This window comes from Hydrogenoanaerobacterium sp. (genome assembly GCF_032017025.1).
Taxonomy (GTDB): domain Bacteria; phylum Bacillota; class Clostridia; order Oscillospirales; family Ruminococcaceae; genus Hydrogenoanaerobacterium.
On record NZ_DALZQO010000026.1, the window covers coordinates 2,181 to 25,625 of the forward strand.

19 protein-coding genes and 1 pseudogene are annotated in these 23,445 nt (G+C 48.1%); 13 read left to right on the forward strand and 7 right to left on the reverse strand.

What is annotated here, in order from left to right:
* The 4 genes and pseudogenes from RTV33_RS13275 to RTV33_RS13290 form a co-directional block, all read right to left on the reverse strand.
* A pseudogene (locus RTV33_RS13275) lies at positions 1-573 on the reverse strand (hypothetical protein); the annotation flags it as partial.
* Positions 573-1,439 carry a sugar ABC transporter permease gene (locus RTV33_RS13280; protein WP_312645024.1) on the reverse strand — a complete coding sequence of 289 codons (867 nt, stop codon included), beginning with the start codon at positions 1,437-1,439 and terminating at the stop codon, positions 573-575. The gene RTV33_RS13280 and the pseudogene RTV33_RS13275, both read right to left, overlap by 1 nt.
* A gap of 364 nt (positions 1,440-1,803) precedes the next feature.
* Entirely contained in the window at positions 1,804-2,316 is a 513-nt protein-coding gene (locus RTV33_RS13285; RefSeq protein WP_312645026.1) for a ferritin, read from the reverse strand.
* Positions 2,317-2,386: 70 nt separating this feature from the next.
* Positions 2,387-3,088: a DUF624 domain-containing protein gene (locus RTV33_RS13290; protein WP_312645028.1), complete on the reverse strand. Its 702-nt coding sequence runs from the start codon at positions 3,086-3,088 to the stop codon at positions 2,387-2,389.
* Between the two features lie 464 nt (positions 3,089-3,552).
* Here RTV33_RS13290 and RTV33_RS13295 point away from each other — a divergent pair, with 464 nt between their 5' ends.
* Complete coding sequence (locus RTV33_RS13295; protein WP_312645030.1) at positions 3,553-5,289, forward strand: ABC transporter ATP-binding protein; 1,737 nt, start codon at positions 3,553-3,555, stop codon at positions 5,287-5,289.
* Positions 5,286-7,052 (forward strand): ABC transporter ATP-binding protein, encoded by a 1,767-nt coding sequence (locus RTV33_RS13300; RefSeq protein WP_312645032.1) that lies wholly within the window; start codon positions 5,286-5,288, stop codon positions 7,050-7,052. The genes RTV33_RS13295 and RTV33_RS13300 overlap by 4 nt, the downstream gene beginning before the upstream one ends.
* A gap of 73 nt (positions 7,053-7,125) precedes the next feature.
* Here the strand turns inward: RTV33_RS13300 and RTV33_RS13305 are convergent, their stop codons facing one another.
* Positions 7,126-8,391, reverse strand: coding sequence for a competence/damage-inducible protein A (locus RTV33_RS13305; RefSeq protein WP_312645034.1), 1,266 nt, complete (start codon positions 8,389-8,391; stop codon positions 7,126-7,128).
* Positions 8,392-8,934: 543 nt separating this feature from the next.
* Here RTV33_RS13305 and RTV33_RS13310 point away from each other — a divergent pair.
* Complete coding sequence (locus RTV33_RS13310) at positions 8,935-11,130, forward strand: diguanylate cyclase domain-containing protein (protein WP_312645036.1); 2,196 nt, start codon at positions 8,935-8,937, stop codon at positions 11,128-11,130.
* 128 nt (positions 11,131-11,258) lie between these two features.
* On the opposite strand, the gene RTV33_RS13315 is transcribed toward RTV33_RS13310, so the two are convergent.
* Positions 11,259-11,543, reverse strand: a complete 285-nt coding sequence (locus RTV33_RS13315; RefSeq protein WP_312645038.1) for a 4Fe-4S dicluster domain-containing protein — start codon at positions 11,541-11,543, stop codon at positions 11,259-11,261.
* A gap of 387 nt (positions 11,544-11,930) precedes the next feature.
* Here RTV33_RS13315 and RTV33_RS13320 point away from each other — a divergent pair, with 387 nt between their 5' ends.
* Positions 11,931-12,104, forward strand: coding sequence for a hypothetical protein (locus RTV33_RS13320; RefSeq protein ID WP_312645040.1), 174 nt, complete (start codon positions 11,931-11,933; stop codon positions 12,102-12,104).
* A gap of 81 nt (positions 12,105-12,185) precedes the next feature.
* Positions 12,186-13,811: a recombinase family protein gene (locus RTV33_RS13325; RefSeq protein WP_312645042.1), complete on the forward strand. Its 1,626-nt coding sequence runs from the start codon at positions 12,186-12,188 to the stop codon at positions 13,809-13,811.
* A 433-nt stretch (positions 13,812-14,244) separates the two neighbouring features.
* On the opposite strand, the gene RTV33_RS13330 is transcribed toward RTV33_RS13325, so the two are convergent.
* Positions 14,245-15,009 (reverse strand): ZIP family metal transporter, encoded by a 765-nt coding sequence (locus RTV33_RS13330; RefSeq protein WP_396327515.1) that lies wholly within the window; start codon positions 15,007-15,009, stop codon positions 14,245-14,247.
* Positions 15,010-15,424: 415 nt separating this feature from the next.
* Between RTV33_RS13330 and RTV33_RS13335 the strand changes: the two genes are divergently transcribed.
* Genes RTV33_RS13335 through RTV33_RS13370 form a run of 8 tightly spaced genes read left to right on the forward strand, consistent with a single transcriptional unit; the run spans position 15,425 to position 23,415 of the window.
* Positions 15,425-15,733 (forward strand): hypothetical protein, encoded by a 309-nt coding sequence (locus RTV33_RS13335; RefSeq protein WP_312645046.1) that lies wholly within the window; start codon positions 15,425-15,427, stop codon positions 15,731-15,733.
* Positions 15,734-15,769: 36 nt separating this feature from the next.
* Positions 15,770-17,785 carry a V-type ATP synthase subunit I gene (locus RTV33_RS13340; RefSeq protein ID WP_312645048.1) on the forward strand — a complete coding sequence of 672 codons (2,016 nt, stop codon included), beginning with the start codon at positions 15,770-15,772 and terminating at the stop codon, positions 17,783-17,785.
* A gap of 2 nt (positions 17,786-17,787) precedes the next feature.
* A complete protein-coding gene (locus tag RTV33_RS13345) occupies positions 17,788-18,273 on the forward strand; it encodes a V-type ATP synthase subunit K (RefSeq protein WP_312645050.1) in 486 nt (161 codons plus the stop codon).
* A 21-nt stretch (positions 18,274-18,294) separates the two neighbouring features.
* Entirely contained in the window at positions 18,295-18,888 is a 594-nt protein-coding gene (locus tag RTV33_RS13350; protein WP_312645052.1) for a V-type ATP synthase subunit E, read from the forward strand.
* 30 nt (positions 18,889-18,918) lie between these two features.
* Positions 18,919-19,887: a V-type ATPase subunit gene (locus RTV33_RS13355; RefSeq protein ID WP_312645054.1), complete on the forward strand. Its 969-nt coding sequence runs from the start codon at positions 18,919-18,921 to the stop codon at positions 19,885-19,887.
* Positions 19,880-20,200 (forward strand): V-type ATP synthase subunit F, encoded by a 321-nt coding sequence (locus RTV33_RS13360; RefSeq protein WP_312645056.1) that lies wholly within the window; start codon positions 19,880-19,882, stop codon positions 20,198-20,200. The genes RTV33_RS13355 and RTV33_RS13360 overlap by 8 nt, the downstream gene beginning before the upstream one ends.
* 55 nt (positions 20,201-20,255) lie before the next feature.
* A complete protein-coding gene (locus tag RTV33_RS13365) occupies positions 20,256-22,028 on the forward strand; it encodes a V-type ATP synthase subunit A (protein ID WP_312645058.1) in 1,773 nt (590 codons plus the stop codon).
* 1 nt (position 22,029) lies between these two features.
* A complete protein-coding gene (locus RTV33_RS13370; protein WP_312645060.1) occupies positions 22,030-23,415 on the forward strand; it encodes a V-type ATP synthase subunit B in 1,386 nt (461 codons plus the stop codon).
* The last annotated feature ends 30 nt before the right edge of the window (positions 23,416-23,445 follow it).

The window sequence follows — 23,445 nt, forward strand, 5'->3', positions numbered from 1 at the left end:
TATTACTGAAAACGACACCGCAATGAGTACAGCGGCAATTATACCAAATAGGATAAAAGCAATCTGTTTTGCCTTGCTTCTGCCAAATCTGTCTTCCAGCATCGTCTTTACCGCGAGCGATAGAATAAACGACAGATACAGCTCTGCAATGATAATGATTGCTGCGATATAAACAGGGGTGCTCATCAGGCGCACAAGCGGAAGCATAACGCACTGGAATGGGATGAGCATAGCCGTCGCAAACGTCATAAAAATAACGGTGCTTATTTTGATTTTGTAGCGCACCAGTACCCATGCCGCCATTGCAGTGAGCAGCACAATCAGCACGGTGGACGTAATGGAAATAAGCAGCGAGTTGCTCAGCGACTGTATAAAGTCGAGCTTTTCAAATGCTTCGGGGTAGTTTTTTAAAGAAAGATAATCCCCACTGGGCAGTGCAAGCACATTTTTAAAGATACCTTTTTGGGTTTTAAACGAGTTGACCGCCAGCACATACAGCGGAAACAGAAAGAGGATACCCAGGATAAAACCAACAAGGGCAGTCATGCTTCGCGCAAATTTCTGCTGCTTCATTACATTTCAACCTCCCTCTTTTTACTGAAGTAAAGCTGTGTGAGGCTGATTGCAGCAACCACAATGAGGAAAACCACTGCTTTTGCCTGTGCAAGGCCAAGGTCGTTGTAAGAAAACGCCGTGTTATAAATGTTCAGCGAAATCATCTGAGTGGATTTATAAGGGTTACCGCCCGTCAGCGATAGGTTTTGATCAAACAGCTTAAACGAGTTTGATAAGGATAGGAATAAGCCAATGGTAAACGCGGGTGCAATCAGCGGAATGGTAATTTGGGTAAGGCGCTTCCACGCGCCTGCGCCGTCTATCTGCGCGGCTTCCTTGATGGAATCTGGAATATTCTGGATGGATGCGATGTAAATAATCATCATATAGCCTGAAAGCTGCCACGTGGTAACGATCACCAAACCCCAAAAACCCGTCTCGGGGGTGGAAAGCCAGCCATCTAAAAAGCTGACGTTCAGCAAGCTGCCAATGCTTTGAAATACCTTGGTGAAGATAAACTGCCATGTAAAACCAAGTAGTATACCACCGATGAGGTTGGGCATAAAGAATATTGCGCGTAACAGGTTCGAGCCTTTAAAGCCTTGCGTTACAATGAGTGCCAGCGCAAAGCCGACCACATTTACCGCAATGACAGATACAATGGCAAACTTCACCGTAAACAGAAATGCGCTTACAAATTCAGGGTCGCCTGTAAAGACCTTGGTGTAGTTTTCTAAGCCGATAAAATTAAGCTTTGAGCTAATGCCGTTCCAATCGGTAAAGGAGTAGCCCAAACCGACGATTGTGGGGATGAGCTGCACCGCAATAAAGGCAAACAGCACCGGAAAAACGAAACCCCAAAAGCCTACTTTTGTTTTTTTCATCCTTGTCACCTCGCAGAAATTGTTCCGATATCTGCTATAGTGTTTACCGTATGAACCAAAAATAAACCTACAGGCTTAACAGATACCGTTTCGCGCGGCAACGGCTTTTAAATTAATTTTACATTAAAAGAGGTGCTGCTTAAGAGCTTTCAATATTATCACAAACTTTTCCATCTTTCAAGCATTCTTATTCCGTCACATTAAAATACCATGCAACCGAATCGCTTTATGCATTATGGTGCTGCATACCTATATTTTGAATTGATGAGCGCCGCCAACAGCACCGTTTTTAATGCTTGCCTAAGGTTTTGGCAAAATAAAAACGGACCTGCAAATATTTACAGGTCCGTTTTGTTTTAAATTATTACAGCACAAGCGAGGGGGCGGCGTATACTCTTGCACCAAGTTCGGTATCCAGCATATAAAGCCCTTTTGGGTCATTGCCGAACAGCTCAAAGCGTTTTACCAAATCCTCGGTATTTTTCTCCTCCTCACCCTGCTCTTTTACAAACCAATCTAAAAACTGCATGGTGCGAAAATCTTTTGCTTCATATGCCGCAGCATAAATGTTGTTAATGGAAGCTGTCACAAATTGCTCATGCTCCAGGGCGGCGGTAAGCGGTGCCTTAAAATCGGTAAACGTAATATCGGGTTGTGCAATCGGCAACAGGGTTACTTTTTCGCTGTTGTTCAGCAGATAGGTGCGGAACAACATAGCGTGGTCGCGTTCCTCCTGCGTCTGGATATAAAACCAATTCTCAAAGCCGTTTAGGCTTTCATCGGCATAGTAATTCGACATATCAAGATAGAGGTAAGCGGAATAAAGCTCTTTGTTGATCTGCTCGTTTAATAGGGCTGCAACCTGCTTATTTAACATAAAAGATACCTCCTAATTATATCAATTTATTCTATTATACCCTAATTTTGTATAAATTTCAAGAGGTATCCTAATCTTGCTGTTCCTCGGCTTGCCCGCCAGCCACATATTTTTTCATACCCGGCCACGCGGCAAAGCTGCAGATAAACGAAATGAGCGAGAGCAAAAACACCAGAAACAGCGGAATTGTAAGCGGGAAGTAAAGCAACCCACCGCCACCGATGACGAGAATTGCAATGAGCGCAGGCAGGCTGTGCTTTAAACAAATAATACTAAGCAAAAGCGCGTTTTTAAAAATTGACTTTAGCGGCAGGCTTACGGTTACTATCAGCGGGTAAACGTAAATGCAAGCCATGCCAAGCATAAACGCCATCACTATAAACAAAAACCACAATACATACATCAACGGGTTCTGCGCCGCAGCCTGAAGGTAAAATCGCATCCCTACCAGCAGCATCACACTGAGTAGGCCAATCAGCAGGCCTGTTGCAAACGACTGTTTAAATTCTTTTTTGAATGCCTCGAAAAAATCGCTGAATACAAAAAAAGGACGTTCACGCACCATCAGCATGGTTACCTTGCTCATAGCCGCGCAGGCTGGGCCAATGGTAACAATGGGGATGCAAAATAGTATAAAGATAAAGTTCAGCTTGATCAGCTCCCAAAATGCGCGAAAGTAGATGTCGAAAAACAGCACCAGACCCTTTTTGGGTGGTGCATCTTTATCAATGCCCGGTCCGGGTCTGTCGTAATTGCTGCTGAATAATCCCATGTCAATTCCCCTATCCTATAAAAAATTATCCGTTTTGGCGGTTACCCCGTAATCGGTCTCAAAACGCAGTTTTGCACTTGCCTTCTTTGCAAGCTTGCGTGCTAAGACACGCAACAACCGTTTCCAATATGATAAAACCTATTTGCCAAATGGCAAAGGCTGAGTATTTGTTTTATTATATCATATTTTTTTCACTACTGCATCTGTTCTTCGTGCATTTTTATGAACAGATGCCATAAGCCATCGCTTCCATAATGTGCTATAATGGTATCTATATCATTAGCCGCAAATGCGATTGTTTGTGCTTGGTACGACCGGTAAGTTACTAAAACAGAGTATATGCCATGCAACACGTGAGTTTAGCGCTAAGCGCTGTTTAGCCGAAGCATTTCTAAATTGTTCATCACGCATTATAACAGACTATAGCATGCAATACACCATGATTTAAGAGGATGATAGACAGGATGATAAAATTAACGCGTTTTTTAAAGGGGTTCCGCAAACAGGTTATTTTAGGCCCGATGTTTAAAATGACCGAGGCGATTTTTGAGCTGATTGTGCCTCTGGTTGTAGCGAGTATGATCGACGTGGGCATTAAAAACGGCGACACCGCCTATGTTTGGAACATGGTGTGGATTATGGTACTGCTGGGCGTTGTTGGGCTTGCATGCTCACTCACCTGCCAGTTCTTTGCCTCGCGCGCGTCGCAGGGCTTTGGCACGGTAGTGCGCAACGAGCTGTTTCGGCACATCAATTCGCTTTCGTATGCCGAGATTGATAAAATTGGCACACCGTCGATGATCACACGCCTAAACAACGACGTAAACCAGATGCAGCTTGCGGTTGCAATGCTCATCCGTCTGGTGTTTCGCGCACCGTTCCTCGCCATTGGTGCTACGGTAATGGCAATGGCGCTCGACCTTAAAATGTCGGTAATTTTTCTTGCGGCGGCGGTGCTTATTGCGCTTGCACTTTATTTGGTAATGAGCCATTCGGTACCGTTTTACGGCAAAATTCAAAAGCTGCTTGACCATGTTTCGCTCATTACACGAGAAAACTTGGAGGGTGTGCGTGTAATCCGCGCATTTTCAAAGCAAGAGACTGAGGAGCGGCGCTTTGAGCAAACCAGTGAAGAGCTTCGGCATTCCTCTGTAACCGTCTCAAAGCTTTCTGCTCTGCTGAATCCTGTAACCTCCATTGTGGCAAACCTCGCCATTCTCGCTATTCTTTGGTTTGGCGGTATGCGCGTCAACTCGGGCACGCTGACCCAAGGGCAGGTAATTGCCCTATGGAACTACATGACACAAATTTTGCTCGCGCTGATTGTTGTAGCGAATCTGGTGGTGATTTTTACAAAGGCTTCTGCTTCGGCGGTGCGCATCAACGAAATTTTTGAAACCTCGGTCAGCGTCACCGATGCAGGTAATGCCGAGCAGGTGCCTACTCCGGGTGCACCCAAAATTGAGCTGCGCAATGTCTCGTTCTCATATAGCGGCAGTGAGGAGCATGTGCTCAGCAATGTAAATCTGTCCATCAAAGCAGGCGAAACCATCGGCATCATCGGCGGTACCGGCTCGGGAAAAACCACACTGGTCAACCTCATCCCTCGTTTTTACGATGTGGACAAGGGCGAGGTTTTGGTAGATGGTGTCAACGTAAAAGAATATCCGTTTGCACAGCTGCACGGGCAAATTGGCATTGTACCGCAGCGTGCGGTGCTGTTTTCCGGCAGTATCCGCTCCAATTTGCGCTGGGGCTGTGAAAACGCCACTGATGAGCAGATTGACCGTGCACTTTCCATCGCCCAGGCAAAAGAATTTGTCGATAAACTGCCCGAGGGCTGTGATACCCCTGTTTTGCAGGGCGGCAAAAACTTTTCAGGTGGGCAAAAGCAGCGCCTTACCATTGCCCGTGCACTGGTGGGTGAGCCTAAAATATTAATTCTTGACGACAGTGCCAGCGCACTGGATTTTGCAACCGATGCTGCTTTGCGTAAGGCGCTGACGCGCGATACACAGAACATGACCGTACTGATGGTGTCGCAGCGGGCGAACACCGTCAAAGGTGCCGACCGCATTATTGTGCTGGATGACGGTGAGGTGGCGGGCATCGGCACTCATCGCGATTTATTTGAAAGCTGTGCGGTATACCGCGAGATTTGTCTCTCGCAATTAAGCAGCGAGGAGGCGGAGCGCACATGAAACAAAATGCAATCGTACGGATTTTGCAGTTTACAAAGCCCTATACCAAATATCTTGCCGCTGCGCTTATCAGCGCTGTTATCAGCGTCTCGCTCACCCTATACGCACCGGTGCTTATCGGCGGGGCAATCGACAAGATTGTAGATGCCGGTATGGTGGATTTCGCAGGCATTCTGCGCATCTTAGTAATTTTTGCTGTTGTTGTATTGGTGAGCGCGCTGTTTCAGTGGCTGATGACGCTCTGCACCAATGTTATTACCTATTCCACAGTGAAAGACCTGCGCAAAGCAGTATTTGCCAAGCTGGAGCAGGTACCCCTGAGCTATATCGACCGCAACGCGCATGGCGACCTCATTAGCCGGATGGTGAACGACATCGACCAAATCTCCGACGGTTTAATACAGGGCTTTTCACAGTTGTTCACCGGCATTGTCACCATTGTAGGCACCCTTGGCTTTATGCTTTCCATCAACGTAAAAATTACGTTGGTTGTAGTACTGCTCACCCCAGTTTCGCTGTTTGTGGCATCGTTCATCGCCAAACACACTTTTGACGAGTTTCGCAAACAGTCCATGATCCGCGGCGAGCTGGGCGGATATATTGAAGAGATGATCGGTAACCAAAAGGTAGTAAAAGCCTTTGGCTACGAGCAGCGCTCGCAAGAAAGCTTTGAGGAAATCAATGCACGGCTATACGCAACCGGCGTGAACGCACAGTTTTATTCTTCCACCACCAACCCCAGCACCCGTTTTGTAAACGGGCTGGTCTATGCGGCAGTCGGCCTTTCGGGTGCACTGGCGGCTATTGGCGGCAGGCTTTCGGTGGGGCAGCTTTCGTGTTTTCTCACCTACGCCAACCAGTACACCAAACCGTTCAATGAAATTTCGGGCGTTGTTACCGAGCTGCAAACCGCAACCGCAAGCGCCCGCCGCGTGTTTGCCATGTTGGATGAACCCGTCGAAACCCCGGATGCTCCGGATGCGCTGGTAATGACTCACTGCGACGGCAACGTACACCTCGATGATGTTTCATTCTCTTATTCGCCTGACCGGAAGCTCATCGAGCACCTGAGCCTTGATGCAAAATCGGGTCAGCGCATCGCAATAGTAGGGCCGACGGGCTGCGGCAAAACCACCATTATCAATTTGCTGATGCGCTTTTATGACATAAACAGCGGCAGCATCAAGGTAGATGGTGTAGAAACGCGGGCAATTACACGGGGCAGCCTGCGTGCTATGTATGGCATGGTGCTGCAGGAAACCTGGATGTTCTCGGGTACAATCCGTGATAACATTGCCTACGGCAAGCCCGATGCAATGCTGGACGAGGTGATTGCTGCAGCAAAGTCGGCACATGCGCACGGCTTTATCAAGCGGCTGCCGCAGGGGTACGATACCATGATCTCCGAAGGCGGCGGCAACCTCTCGCAAGGGCAAAAGCAGTTGCTGTGTATTGCACGCATTATGCTCACCAAGCCCCCAATGCTGATTCTTGATGAGGCTACCAGCTCGATTGATACCCGCACCGAGGTGCGTATTCAAAAGGCGTTTACCGACATGATGGAGGGGCGCACCAGCTTTATTGTAGCACACAGGCTATCCACCATCCGCGAAGCAGATTGTATTCTCGTCATGCGCGACGGACATATTGTTGAGCAGGGCACACACGACAAGCTGCTGCAAAACGGCGGCTTCTATGCTACGCTATACAACAGCCAGTTCGTACCAAGCGAGGAAAGTGAAGATACAACCGATAAGGCTTAGTAAAACTCGAATCACTTATTCACCCTGTTGAAATAAAAGAAGGCTCTCCGAAAATTCGGAGAGCCTTTTATTTTTATTGATACTCTTTAATCGCCTTTAACACTGCGCTCAGGGCATGTGAGCTTGCAAGGTAACGGATAAACTCCCGCTCGCTGGCATAACCACGCGACAGCTGCAGCTCCAAAACTTCGTTGTGCCAATCGCTGGAGATGCCGACATAAACAAGCCCCACCGGTTTTTCGTCTGTACCGCCGTCCGGCCCTGCAATGCCTGTGGTAGAAACACCAATGTCAGCACCCGATATATGGCGCACACCATTCGCCATCTCCTGCGCTGTCTGTGCCGAAACCGCACCAAACTGCGTAAGCGTCTCGTTTTTCACACCCAACAGGCTTTCTTTTATCTCGTTAGCGTAGCTGGTAACACCGCAGTCAAACACAGCACTGCTGCCCGCAACCTCGGTAATTCGCTTGGAAAGGTATCCCCCCGTACAGCTTTCTGCCGTAGCAACCTTAAGCTTTTTCTCGGCAAGCGCGTTTACAACGGCAGTTTGCAGGTTATCTACATCAATTCCATAAATATACTGCGGAAAACGCTTTTGCAGCATTTCCACCGCAGGCTTCAGCAGCGCTTCCGCTTCGTCGGCAGTGTGGGCAGATGCGGTAACGCGCAGCATTACCTCACCCTCTTTTGCATAAGGTGCAATGGTGGGGTTCTGCATCTGTTCCATGTCGCTGCGCAACTCAGCTTCAAGTGCGCTTTCACCGATGCCGAAGAAATAAACGCAATGCGAGCGAAACACCTGCTGCGACCTTTTTTTTAGGTAAGGCAACACCTGTTGCTCGAACATGGGGGTCATTTCGCGCGGTGGGCCCGGCAGCATGACGGCAATTTTACCGTCTTTTTCAAGAATTGCGCCGGGTGCCGTTCCATTGTGGTTTTCCAATACGATACAGCCCTCGGGCATCATCGCCTGCTTCAGATTGTTCTCGGTCATCTGACGATTCCATTTCGTGAAAAAACTCTGGATGCTTTGTGCCGACGGCTCGTGCAGCTTAAGCTTTACGTCGAAGTACTCAGCAATAGTCTCTTTGGATAGATCATCGTAGGTGGGACCCAGCCCACCTGTTGTAACAACAATGTTATTGCGCGAAAATGCGATATCAAGCGCATCCTTCAGCCTTTGTGGGTTGTCGCCCACTACGGTATGATGGAACATATTAATGCCGATATCGGCAAGCCCGCGCGAAATAACAGAGGAATTTGTATTGACAATATTCCCAAGCAGAATCTCGGTACCTATGCATAAGATTTCGGCAGAGTCAGTGTTGCCGGTCATTGTAAAGTCTCCTATCTATTACAAAGTTGGTTTCCTTATTTTAGTCTAAATTTTATCACATTTTTATTGTCAGTACAAATAAAATTTCATGTATTCACATGTTTTTGACATTTATTTGGTTTAATTGGAAAAATATTCTTAAATTTGATTGAAATGCAGGCTGCATTTGAGGTATCATAAATATAAGCAACTTTTTCGACATGTTGCAACAAGTTTTTAGGCTATAATAGAACATAAATATAAATGAGGTACCTTAGCATACAAGCAAGGAGATTTTACACTTCGCATAGCAACGGTAACAAGCTTTATCGTGATATTTTCTACGTTCTTTCGTTATTATATACGTGATTGCAACGACTTTTTCCTGCAGCAGTTTTACTGCGTCTGCAAAACCACCCTTGCACTAGCTTTTAACCTTTTATTTTAGTTTACCATCAACTTGAAGTATCATATCTGTTTGGTTTATCCCCATCTTATCGGGATGATAACGCAAGTGAGTTTTTCGGAAACCTTGTCAACTAATCAATCAAAGGAGCAGATACCGTGGACGAGATCAGCCGCACCGTTACTGAAACAGAAGATATAACGCTACTTGAGAGCATTGCCAATAACATCATGGGTGCTATTATGAGCTGCAAAGATGATCGTTGGTTTACAATTAATTATGCAAGCCTGGGTCTTTTGCGCCTTACCGGCTTTACAGGCGACGAGCTTCGCGACCGGTTTCAAAACCGTTTTATTCTGCTGGTTTACCCCATGGACCTGGAACGTATGCTCAACGAATATACAAAGCAGCGCAGCACGGGAGATGCCATTGAACTAGAATACCGTTTGATTTGTAAAAACGGCAACACCGTTTGGGTACTGGAAAAAGGAAATTTATATACCGATGAAAGCGGCAGCTGCTTTTATTTTTGCATGCTTTTTGATGTTACCGAGCGCAAAAATGCGCAGCTTCAGCAAGCCATTCGCTACGAGCATTACCGCAGGCTAATGGAACAGGAGGGTGACGTTCTGATTGAATGGACCATTGAAAACGACACCCTGCTGTGCTCATCAAACTTTAAATCGAAATTTGGTTACGATCTTCCCTGCAATTGCTTTTTGTCTTCTCTACTGGAGCACGACCTGATTCATGAAGCGGATAAGCCTCTTTTTCAGCAGAGACTGCAAACTATCCTCAGTGGAACTGCACCGAGTGACGGCGACCTTCGTCTCAAAAAGGCGTCGGGCGAGTATATCTGGTGCAAATTGCGCAGTTCTATCCTTTATAATGAAGATGGAGCACCCCAGAAGATAATGTGCATCCTGTCCGATATTGATAAGCAAAAAAAAGAGCGCCTGCTGCTCGAGGCAAAAGCACAGCGCGATTTGCTTACCGGCGCATACAATAAGGTTACCGCACAATCGTTGATCGAAGACTATTTAAGCGATGAGGGCAAGGACGGGCGCCACGCCCTATTTGTGATTGATGTAGATAACTTTAAATCCATCAACGACCGCCTCGGGCATTTACAGGGAGACAGTGTACTCAGCAGTATCTCCTCCTGCATTGCAAAGCAATTTCGCCCTACCGATGTTGTGGGACGTGTTGGCGGCGATGAATTTATGGTGCTTCTTAAAAACATTCCTTCTATTGATTTGGTGGAGCAAAAAGCGAAGCATCTCGTTCATATTTTTCGTAAAATTTTAACTGACCAACAAGATGAAATTACGATTTCAGGCAGCATCGGTGTTGCAATTTACCCCGATCATGGTCACCAGTTTGGGGAGCTTTTTCAGAAAGCGGATGCCGCACTATACTTTTCAAAGGGGCATGGAAAGGATTGCTACCAGCTTTACAACTCAGACCTTGTTCCTCACTCTGAGAAAAATCTTCTCTGCGCCGAACAGTCGCTGAGGCGTGACCTTGCCCGCTGCATATTTGAAATACTGTATGATATGAAAGAAATACGCCCCGCAATCCGGCATATCCTCGGTATTACCGGGCGCTATTACAGCGTGCCGCATGTTTACATATTCGAAAGCCGTATGGAAAACGGTAGATTGCGCTGGGAGAACACGTTCGAGTGGTGCGCCGACATCGACCCGCCATTTGCCGACAAGCCTTTCGCTTATCTCAGCACACGTCCCGTTCAGTATCTCGATTTGTTTGACAGCAACGGTATTTTCTGCTGCAATAATATCTCCTCTCTGCCAACTGAGCTTGCAGACTCATTTAGTGAGAAGCAAATATGCTCTGTACTGCAATGTGCCATTGTTCAAAATGGGTACATCAAAGGGTTCGTAGGCTTCAGCGAAGGTTCTGCAGAGCGCGTCTGGAACATGGCCGAAATAGAAGCAGTTACACTCATTTCTAAAATTTTGGGGGTATTCCTGCTCAGTGACCATTCTCACTACGAGCGGCAACAGAGCACTTCTGCCGCCGAGTCTATCTTAGAGCATATGAAAGCACGTGCTTATGTGGTGCGCAAAGATGATTACCAGGTAATGTACGCGAACTATCTTGCGCGTGAGCGGCATCCCGAGCTAGCAATCGGTAAAACTTGCTTTGGTTCTTTAAGTGGCTCACCCTGTTCTCATTGCCCTGTTGGCAGTTTGGATGAAACCCAAACTAGCTGTACGGTAGAATTCTGCAACGACTCTCAGATGTGGTCTGAGTGCACCGCTTCTAAAATTAAATGGGTTGACGGAAGCGACGCCTGCCTTATCATCTGCAACGATATTGTCCGATGCTAATGTAAAAAATCCCGTGTAAACCTTGTGTTTTACACGGGATTTTTCTTTTACTTAGAAACCACTGGCACGGCCAGTGGGCAAAACGCTTATCGCTATGGACAGGATATCTTACCAGAAGATACAAAGCTTTAGAGAAGCTTATTCGATATATGATTTAGAGATCGTTTACGATGCATTTGATGATATTCCTGTTCATTTGTGCAGGTAAGAGCGTGAGTAGGGCAGGTGCGTACACAGGCTGGCTCCAATCCATTCCCTATGCGTATACGGCAGCCATCACATTTTTGCATTTTCCCCTTTTTAGAAAAGGAGGGTGCACCAAATGGGCAGGCCATTGCACAGCTATGGCACCCGATGCATGTGGTATTATCGTAAATAGTAAATCCGGTTGCTTGCCACGTCTTTAATAGCATCTACTACATGATATAAACGAACTGTGCGCACAGGATATAACTCCGTATCACCATCTGTTATTGACATTGATTCTATGAGGTATAACCCGCAATCAGCATCTCCATACGGATAATACATCTTCTCATGACTGACAATGCGTTTTGACAGGAATGTTTCGTCATCTGGAAAAAACATACGCAAATCAATTGTTGCGCCTTTCTCTAACCACTGCGCACACTGAATTGCGAGTATTTTGTTTATGTATGTGTTTGGTTGCAACTCTAGTCGTTTTACCCCTTGGGTGTCTATTTTCATGTCAACATGCTAATTTTAGAAACAACACGCCTGGGTTATCTGGTGACAGTTGTTTTTATCGTTCGGTAACAAACCGACAAGGAGGGAGTATCATGCACAATGATACCCTACACGTTACCGATGAAAAATATAGTGTTTTAAATGCTGCAACAGTTGTTGAAGTGGATAGCACTGCGTTCACCGTTCACCGCCACTTTACAGGCTCAAAAAGCATTAGTCAGGCGCTAGAAAACTTTATCAGCAGAAAGATTGAGCGGTGCTCATAACGGCTTGATGTGCAGTGAGTATATTGCTATACTATACTTAATATCTAAGTCGTTATGTTGCTGATAAGAAAGGAGTTTGACATGCAACATAACATAAAGGCTGCACTTTATATGCGGCTTTCAAAAGATGATAAATCCCGGAATATCAATCTGGACAAGGCAAACAGCGACTCTATAAAATCACAGCGGATGCTTCTGGAACAGTATGCTAAAAACAACGGTTTTCATATCGTTGACAGCTTTATTGACGATGGCATTATAGGTACAACCTTTAAACGCCCTCAATTCATGACGATGATGGAACGTATTTATGCGGGAGAGATTAACTGTGTATTGGTGAAAGACTTATCCCGCCTTGGTCGTGACTATATTGAGAGTGGGCGCTATCAAGAGGTTGTTTTTCCAGAAAATAATGTTCGACTAATTGCCTTGGGTGACAATTACGATAGTGATAATGAGGATGGTAATGACCTTACCCCTTTACGGAATCTCTTTAATAACTTCTATCCCCGAGACATCAGCAAAAAGACACGCAACGCCCTGAGAGCACGTGCGCAAAATGGAGAATACCTTGGCACTTGTCCGTATGGCTACCGCAAGCAGCCCCAAGATAAGCACAAGCTGATTCCGCACGAAGGCACCGCCCCGATTGTACGCCATATTTTTGAACTTGCAGCCGGGGGCTATGGGTATTCTCTCATAGCACGAACTCTTTCGCAGGAAAAAGTGCTGACCCCTGCGGCGGTAAAGAATTGGGACAATGTTTCTCAATACGGTGCGTACAACTGGTATTTTAGCCAAGTGAGGCAGATAGTACATAACCCTATCTATCTGGGACGTCTCGTCTATGGTCGACAAAAGAAACTGAATTACAAGTCGGAGAAGATAGTTCGTGTTGACCCTGCTAACTGGATAACCACTGAAAGCGCCCATGAGCCGATTATACCCCAAGCGTTATGGGACACGGCACACGCTTCATTGGCTGCGCACAGCAAGCCTACCAATACAGGACAGCCCCATATCTTTTCAGGGCTGCTTCGTTGTTCGGACTGCGGCGCTCCAATGGCAAAAGACAATATGAACGCCTTTTGTTGCTCTCAATACAAGCGGTTAGGAAAAGAGACTTGCACCAACCACCGTATTAGAATGGACACTCTCTGCAAGGTTGTACTGGCTGACATTCGGATGCTGTCGCAGGCTGCACAGATGGACAAAAACGCTCACATTGAGCGCTTGTCGGGTATCGCCACAAAGAAGCAGCAGGAAAAGGCAAATGCCCTCCGCGAAGAACTGGCACAGGCTGAGAAGCGTTTCAATCAGCTTGCACCATTCTTGCAAAAGGCATTTGAGGAACATTTTGAGGGTTTGATGCCCGATGATGTTTACCGTTCACTGGTAGAGAAGTTCAGTACCGAAAAAGCGGAGATAACCGACAAGGTACAGGGCTTAAAGTTACAGCTGCAAGACCTAGAGCAGCAGACCTCCACAACCTGTGCGTTTCTTTCTCTCGTTGAGCGGTACACCAATATCACCGAGTTAGACCGTGACATATTGCACGAACTGATTGATAAGGTGGTTGTGTACCAGATGGTCAAAGAGGGTAAGAAGAAAGAACAGCGGATAGACATTTATTATCTATTATCGCTTGGTTGGGAAAATCTGATTTTATCCATCTTGGCTACATACGGTGGCTTGCACAAACCCTAGAAGGACATATTGCTGGCAGCGTTTTAAGACGTACTGAAAATAACGCCAACCGCATTTCATTCACAGGCCGCCGTTAAAGCGGCCTGTTTTTCGCCTTGGTATTCTTGCTACCCGTAAATGGCTCCATGTATTCTTTGAGCAATGTTTGGCGCAAATACAATATGATATTGGCTTCCCCGTTTTGAATGATAAACTTTTTTTGTCAGTCATGGCAAAACCTCCTTTTGCTTAGTGCGGTTGGCAACCTGTCACTATTTTATCAAAAGGAGGTTTTTTGTATCTAAGGATTTCTATTCTCACTGATGTAGCCGGTGGTTTGTTTTTGCTGAAGTTACAAAAATATCCCCTGCATCCGCATAGATACAGGGGATATTCGATAAAGCTACGTAAATATTACATTTACACCGGCTTTTCTAGGAGATTTTACAAAGCCCTAACCAAGAGCAACATCCAAGATCATCATAACAAGAAAGCCTGCCAGCACACCAATGGTGCCGGAGTGCGAATGCTCGCCGAGGTTCGCCTCGGGAATCAGCTCCTCCACCACAACATAAATCATCGCACCGGCCGCAAAAGAAAGCAGCCACGGCATGATTGGTGTTACCGAGCCCACCATAAGCACAGCTATAACCCCCGCAATAGGTTCTACAACGCCGGAAAGCGCACCGTAAATAAACGAGCGGGTGTTCGAAAGCCCTTCTTTTTTTAGTGGCAGAGAAATTGCCGCACCCTCGGGAAAGTTCTGCAAGCCAATACCCAATGCGAGTGCCATTGCCGCTGCAAGTGTAATTGACCCGCCGCTGCGCGCCGCAAGCGCAAAAGAAAGCCCCACCGCCATGCCCTCTGGAATATTGTGTAAGGTCACGGCAAAAACTAGCATCGTAGTGCGTTTAAGCGACGAGCTGATACCCTCTGGCTTATCGCTGCCTGGATGAAGGTGCGGCAATAAACGGTCGAGCAGCAACAAAAATGCAGCGCCCAGCGCAAAGCCTCCGGCAGCCGGTATCCACCCTATGCCGCCCATCTCCTCTTGCATTTCAATTGCAGGAATCAGCAGCGACCAAACCGACGCCGCAATCATAACCCCTGCGGCAAACCCCAGAAACACCCGCTGTATACCTGGGTTTATTTCACCTCGAAAAAAGAAAACCACTGCTGCACCCAGTGCCGTTGCAAAAAAGGTAAAGCCGGTTCCCATTAATGCGAGCAAAAGTGGATTTAGCTCATTCAATTATGTCACCCTTTCCATTATTCTGATACAAAAATCATACCATTTAATTGTAAAACAAGCAATATCGATCTGATTTTTGGTAGAATCTATTTCTGAAATTTTATACTCTTTTTTAAAGTCAGGCCGATATATTTTTTGTATCTGCTTAACAGCCCGATGGAAAAAGTGTTGTAAAAATTGCTACATTTGTAATATAAATTTATTATATTCTGGCTAATTATTAAAAAAACTTATTAAATATTGGCATTTCTTTCACAAATTATAAGAATTTTTTTTTATCTTTATAGTAAAATTGATTGCTTATTCTACGGTAATGTATTACAATTAAAGTAATTTTTATCTCAATAATTTACATTATAAAACAGAATTGGTGGTGATATGATTGGCACAGGAAACGATAGAGGCAATTCGTCAGGCTGAGCTTGCTGCAGAACAAACTGAAAAAAGTGCAGCCGGTGAAGCAGAGCGTATTATTACACAGGCAAAAGCAGAGGCAGCAGAAACCGTTGCACAGCTTACGAAAGACGCAAGGGAAAAGGCCGCAAACGCACTTGCAGCTGCGCAAAAACAAGGTGAAAGCATGATGACGGATGCCCTCCATCAGGTGGAGCAGGAGCTCAGCCTTCTTCGAGATGCCACAGCGGCAAAGGAATCGCAAGCGATTCAGCTAATCTTGACGGAGCTGATATAGTCTGTCCCACATTCACAGAAAGGAGGCATCTGTTCTATGGCTGTGCTACCTATGAAACGCGTTCGCATCTGCGCGCTGAAAAAAAACCGCAAACAGATTCTTGAAACTCTGCAGCGGCGCGGCGTTGTAGAGCTCAGCGACACCCAGCAGGACGATAGCGTTTTTCAAAAAACCGATATGTCCGCTGCAAAAACAGTGTTTGAAAAAAATATTGTCATTTCGCAGCAGGCTTTAGAGGTATTGGAAACCCATATACCCGAAAAAAAAGCAATGCTCGCAATGCTGGAAGGCAGAAAAACTTTGCCGCTTGAGCATTACGAAACCTTTAGTGCAGAACGCGACGAGCTGATGCGGGTAGCCTACCGGCTTACCGCGCTTGCCAAGCAGATTGCAGAAAACAACGCAAATATCCCAAAACTGCAAACACAAATTGAGGCACTTACCCCCTGGCTTACTTTAGACATTCCACTGGGCTTTAAGGGTACTAAAAAAGCAGCGGCGTTTATCGGCGCATTTGCCGGTGAAACCACGCAACAGGAGATTTATAAGCAACTCGCAGAGCTTGCACCGTCGGCGGAGACCGTCAATGTCGATATCATCAGCCGTTCAAAAGAACAGACCTGTATTTTTGTTCTTTGTTCACGCAGTGAGGCCGACAAGGTTGAAGAGGCACTTCGTATCATGGGCTTTGCCCGCCCGCCCGTGCATTCTTCCGTGACACCCACCAAACGGAAAGCGGAACTGGAAAACGAAATTTCACTGCTGCAGGCATCAACCGAAGTTGCCGAGGCGGAGATAAAAACCTATGCCGGTACACGCAACGCTTTAAAGTTTATGATTGACTATTATACCATGCGTGCTGAAAAATATGATGTCATCGGTAAACTGGCCCAGTCGCGACGCGTCTTTATACTTGACGGCTACATTACTGAGCGTGACGCCGCTGCATTGGAAGCAGATTTGAGCAATAAGTTTGACCTTGCCATTGAGTTCGATACCCCGTCGGACGACGAGGACGTTCCGGTGGTGCTGAAAAATGGCGTGCTGGCCGCTCCTGTTGAATCGGTTGTGGAAAGCTACAGTCTGCCCGGAAAAGGCGAGCTGGATCCTACCTCTGTAATGGCTTGCTTTTACTATGTGTTGTTCGGGCTGATGTTGTCCGACGCGGCTTACGGTTTAATTATGGTGATTGGCTGCGGTTTCTGCCTGTGGAAGTTTAAGAGCATGGAACCCGGCATGCGCAAGGCACTGCAGATGTTCTTGCTCTGCGGTATCTCTACCACGTTTTGGGGCTTTCTGTTCGGTAGCTTTTTCGGTGATGCGGTTGCCGTAATATCGCAAACATTTTTCCACAAAGATTGGGCTTTAAGGCCGATTTGGTTCGAGCCTGTAAAAGAACCGATGCGCATGCTCGTGTTCTCGTTCTTTCTCGGTATTTTGCATCTGTTCACCGGCCTTGGCTTAAAGCTTTATCAATGTATTAAAAATAAACAGTACAAAGACGCTTTGTATGATGTTGTGTTCTGGTACATGCTGGTGGGCGGCGGTATCGTTTATCTACTTACTATGCCGATGTTCACCGAAATGCTGGGACTAAGCTTTATCCTTCCTCCGATTGCAGGCACAATCGCAACCGTTTCTGCCATTATCGGCGCAATCGGCATTGTTGCCACCTCGGGGCGCGAATCTCGCAATCTGTTTAAGCGCCTGCTCAAGGGCCTGTACGGATTGTATAACGTAACCGGTTATCTCAGCGATATTCTTTCCTACTCCCGTCTGCTGGCATTGGGCCTTGCCACCGGCGTAATTGCAACGGTGTTTAATAAAATGGGCAGCATGTTTGGCGGCGGATTCATAGGGGCGATTTTATTTACTTTGGTGTTCCTAATCGGACACGGGCTGAACATCGGCATTAACCTTCTTGGTGCGTACGTACACACCAACCGTTTGCAGTTCGTCGAGTTCTTTGGTAAGTTCTACGAGGGCGGAGGCAGGAAATTCTCTCCCTTCACCGAAAATACGAAATATTATAAAATCAAGGAGGACATTTGATTATGTGGAGTTCTATGGGAATTGCATTTGCATTATTGGGCGCAGCGCTGGCTGCATTGTTGGCAGGTATTGGTTCGGCCATTGGTGTTGGTATTGCAGGTGAGGCTGCTGCCGGTGTCGTAACAGAAGATCCCGCTAAATTCAGCAAGGTGCTGATTCTTCAGCTTCTTCCCGGTACACAGGGCATCTACGGCCTTTTGATTGCATTCATCACCTTAACCCAAATTGGTATCATGGGCGGCAGCGCTGATATCTCTTTGGTCAAAGGTTTGTTGTACTTTGCAGCTTGCTTGCCCATGGGCTTTGTTGGCCTGTGGTCTGCAATCCGTCAGGCAAGAGCATCCGTTGCTTCGATCGGCTTAGTATCCAAAAGACCCGAGCAGTTCGGTAAGGCTATGATTTTCCCTGCAATGGTTGAAACCTATGCAATTCTCGCATTGCTCATCTCCATCCTTTCCATTTTTGGAGTCGCTGGTCTGAACATTTAGTCGAAGTTAGGAGAGCTATCTATGACAGGCTTGGATAAAATTCTCAGTCAGATTCAGCATGAGGCTGACGAGGCTGCTGCCGCTGTGCTTGCAAAGGCAAAAAGCGAGGCAGAAAATATCGTAAGCGCAGGGGCTGCGAAGGGCAAGGCAGATTGCGAAAGCATTGCACAGCAATCGGAGCATGCAGTGGCGGATGTTCTTGCACGGGCCACTTCGGCGGCAGCTCTACAAAAGCGTAAAACGATTTTAACTGCCAAGCAGCAGTTAATTAACGATACCATTGTAAAAGCAAGGCAGTCGCTCTATGAACTGCCGCAGGAACAGTATTTCAGCATCATTTTAAAAATGGCGCAGAAATTTGCTTTGCCGCAAGAGGGCGAAATTCTGTTCTCTGCCGCTGACCTACAGCGCTTGCCCGAGGGCTTTGAAGCTACCCTGAACAATGCCGTTAAGGCAAAAGGCGCTACGCTTAAAGTTTCGGGTGAAACCCGCAATATTGACGGCGGCTTTGTACTGACCTACGGTGGTGTGGAAGAGAATTGCTCGTTTGAAGCATTGTTCAGCTCTGCACACGATACTTTACAGGACAAGGTGCATCAGCTGTTATTCTCATAAAAGCGCACTGCAAAAAGGAGGATTGAAACCATGTCCGAAAAGCAATACACCTATGCGGTTGCGCGTATCCGTGCCAAGGAGCTTTCGCTGCTCAGTTCCTCTGTTATAGAGCAGCTGCTTGCATGCAAAAGCTACGACGAGTGCTTGCGCTTACTTGCCGATAAAGGCTGGGGCGGCGATGGCAACTTAACCGCTGAGCAGTTGCTTGAGAACGAGCGCGAGCAGACCTGGAGCCTGATTGCGGAACTGGTTGAGGATATGTCGGTATTCGATGTATTTTTGTATGCCAACGATTACCACAACCTCAAAGCGGCGATTAAGCAGGTTTGTACCGGAACCGATTTAAAGAACATATTTATAACAAACGGCACGGTCGATCCCAAAACCATTTTAAATGCGATTGAAGAGCACAACTACGCCCTGCTGCCCGAGGATATGCGTGTACCTGCCAAAGAGGCGTTTGAAGCCTTGCTGCACACACGTGACGGTCAGCTTTGCGATATGATTGTGGATAAAGCCGCACTGAGCGCCATTTATAAGGCAGGCCTGGCAGCCGAAAACGAGCTGCTGAAGCTTTATGCCGAGCTCACCGTTGCCGCTGCAAATATTAAAACGGCGGTTCGCTGCCAGAAAACCGGCAAAACGCTGGATGTTTTGCAGCGCGCCCTTGCCCCTTGCGGTTCTTTGGATGCTGACCGGCTGGCACAGGCAGCAGTAAGCGGCTTTGATGCCATTTGCGAATACCTTGAGAACAGCTCTTACGCAGACGCCGTGCCGGAGCTTAGAACCTCCCCCTCCGCGTTTGAGCGCTGGTGTGATAATCTCATCATTCGCAAAATACGCCCACAGCTTTACAATCCGTTTACGATCGGCCCCTTCGCCGCCTACATTTTGGCGCGAGAAAACGAGATCAAAACCGTGCGTATCATCCTTTCCGGTAAGCTGAACGGGCTTTCGGAGGAATCCATTCGAGAAAGGTGCAGAGAGATGTATGTATAAGATTGCAGTACTTGGCGACCGCGACAGCATCTACGGGTTTGCGGCTTTAGGGCTTGACACCTACCCTGTCACCGATACGGTGGAGGCCGGCAGAAAGCTTCGTGAGCTTGCAGACGGTGAATATGCTGTGGTTTACATCACTGAGGCATTGGCGGCGCAGCTTGAAAACGAGATTGACCGCTACCGTGCGGCTCGTTTGCCCGCCATCATTCCTATCCCCGGTGTTTCGGGTAATACAGGAATGGGCATTAAAATGGTGAAGAAATCGGTGGAGCAGGCAGTTGGCTCCGATATTATTTTCGGTGGCGGCTGATGAGCAGCCGGCGGGATCAACCCGCAGAGAATCTACAGAAATTGGGTGAAAATAAATGAGCAAAGGTACCATTAAAAAGGTTGCCGGTCCGCTCGTCATCGCGGAAGGCATGCGCGACGCCAATATGTTTGACGTTGTTCGTGTCAGCAACCAGCGATTGATCGGAGAGATCATCGAAATCCACGGCGACAACGCATCGGTACAGGTTTACGAGGAAACCTCGGGACTTGGCCCCGGCGAGCCGGTGGAATCCACCGGTGTACCCATGAGTGTTGAACTGGGTCCCGGTCTTATCAGCAGCATTTTTGACGGCATTCAGCGTCCTTTGGACGATATTATGAAGCTTTCGGGCAGCAGCCTGAAACGCGGTGTTGAGGTACCCTCCATCAAGCGCGATATCAAGTGGCACTTTACCCCTACCGCCAAGATTGGCGATGAGGTTTCGGGCGGTGATATCATCGGCACGGTGCAGGAGACCGAAATTGTTCTGCACAAAATCATGGTTCCCAACGGCATTGCGGGAACGCTCACCTCGCTCACGGAGGGTGACTACACCGTCACCGAGACCGTTGCAACGGTAAAAGCGGCGGATGGAACCGAGCATGCCCTCACGTTGATGCAAAAATGGCCCGTTCGTGTGGGTCGCCCCTACAAACAAAAGCTTTCCCCCGATATGCCTCTTGTCACCGGCCAGCGTGTTATCGACACCCTGTTCCCGATTGCTAAGGGCGGCGTTGCCGCGGTACCCGGCCCGTTCGGCTCGGGTAAAACCGTTGTTCAACATCAGCTTGCAAAATGGGCAGAGGCAGATATCGTCGTTTACATCGGCTGCGGCGAGCGTGGCAACGAGATGACCGACGTACTCAACGAGTTCCCCGAGCTGAAAGACCCGAAAACAGGCTTTTCACTGATGGAACGCACCGTACTCATCGCCAACACCTCGGATATGCCCGTTGCGGCGCGTGAGGCTTCGATCTACACCGGTATTACCATTGCGGAATACTTCCGCGATATGGGTTATTCCGTCGCGCTGATGGCGGACTCCACCTCCCGCTGGGCCGAGGCTCTTCGTGAGATGTCCGGTCGTCTAGAAGAGATGCCCGGTGAGGAGGGCTACCCTGCTTACCTCGGTTCGCGTCTGGCACAGTTCTACGAGCGTGCGGGGCGTGTTATCACCACAGGCAAAGATGGCAGAGAGGGTGCACTGTCGGTTATTGGCGCGGTTTCGCCTCCCGGTGGTGATATCTCCGAGCCGGTTGCACAGGCAACCCTGCGTATTGTCAAGGTGTTCTGGAGCCTCGACTCCTCGCTTGCGTACCGTCGTCACTTCCCCGCTGTCAACTGGCTCACCAGCTACTCGCTGTACGTGGATACCATGGAAAAATGGTTTAACGAGCATGTTGAAAGCGACTGGATGGAACTGCGCGGCAAGCTGATGCGCCTGTTGCAGGATGAATCGGAGCTGGAGGAGATTGTAAAACTGGTTGGTATGGATGCGCTTTCCGCACCCGACCGCCTGAAGCTGGAGGCTGCCCGTTCGATTCGTGAGGACTTCCTGCATCAGGATGCGTTCCACGAGACCGACACCTACACTCCGCTGCAAAAACAGCATTTGATGATGCAGCTGGTGCTGGACTTCTACACCGCCTCGGTGGATGCACTGAACAAGGGCATCTCGGTGGATGCACTGGTGAAGCTGCCTGTGCGTGAGCAGATCGGCCGTTTCAAATACATCCCTGAAGACAGAATGAGAACCGAATACGAAAATATTCTAAGTACACTATCCGGCGAAATAGACGAGCTTGCTCAGCAAAAGGAGGACTTCTAATATGCCAAAGGAATATAGAACCATAGAAGAGGTTGCTGGTCCTCTTATGCTTGTGCGCGGCGTAGAAGACGTTGCGTACAACGAGCTAGGTGAAATTGAGCTGGCAAGCGGCGAAAAACGCCGCTGCAAGGTGCTGGAGATTGATGGCAGCAATGCGATGGTGCAGCTGTTCGAATCCTCCACCGGCATCAACCTTTCCAACAGCAAGGTGCGTTTTCTGGGGCGCAGCATGGAGCTTGGCGTGTCGGAGGATATGCTCAGCCGTGTATTTGACGGTCTGGGGCGTCCTATCGACAACGGCCCCGAGATTCTGCCTGAGAAGCGTATGGATATCAACGGCCTGCCGATGAACCCCGCTGCGCGCAACTATCCGCAGGAGTTTATCCAGACAGGTGTTTCTGCAATCGACGGCCTAAACACTCTGGTTCGCGGTCAGAAGCTGCCGATCTTCTCGGCATCCGGTCTGCCCCACGCAAACCTCGCGGCACAGATTGCACGTCAGGCGAAGGTGCGCGGCACCAGTGAGCCATTCGCGGTTGTATTCGCCGCCATGGGTATCACCTTTGAAGAATCCAACTTCTTTATCGAAAGCTTTCGTGAAACAGGCGCGATCGACCGTACCGTACTGTTCATCAATCTCGCGAACGACCCCGCGGTTGAGCGTATTGCAACACCGCGTATGGCGCTTACTGCTGCAGAGTATCTCGCGTTTGAGAAGGATATGCATGTGCTCGTTATTCTGACTGACATTACCAACTACGCCGATGCCCTGCGTGAGGTTTCTGCTGCGCGCAAAGAGGTTCCCGGCCGCCGCGGTTACCCCGGCTACATGTACACTGACCTTGCCTCGCTGTACGAAAGAGCAGGCCGTCAGAAGGGTAAGAACGGTTCTATCACGATGATCCCGATTCTTACCATGCCCGAGGACGACAAAACCCATCCTATCCCCGACCTCACGGGTTACATCACCGAGGGGCAGATTATTCTGAGCCGTGAGCTCTACCGCAAGGGCGTAACACCGCCCATCGACGTACTGCCCTCGCTTTCCCGTCTGAAGGATAAGGGCATTGGCGCCGGCAAAACCAGAGCCGACCATGCCAACACCATGAACCAGCTGTTTGCCGCTTATGCGCGCGGTAAAGAGGCAAAAGAACTGATGGTTATCCTCGGCGAGGCGGCTCTCACCGACATTGACAAGCTGTATGCACAGTTTGCCGACGCGTTTGAGCAGGAGTATGTGTCGCAGGGCTATCACGCAAACCGAGACATTGAAGATACCCTTGCATTGGGCTGGAAGCTACTGAGCATTCTGCCCCGCAGTGAGCTCAAGCGTATCAAGGATGAATTCCTCGATGAATACTACGGCGCGGGGAACCCCCGCAAGTAAGCCGGGATTAGCGCTCTTGTTGCACGAGCC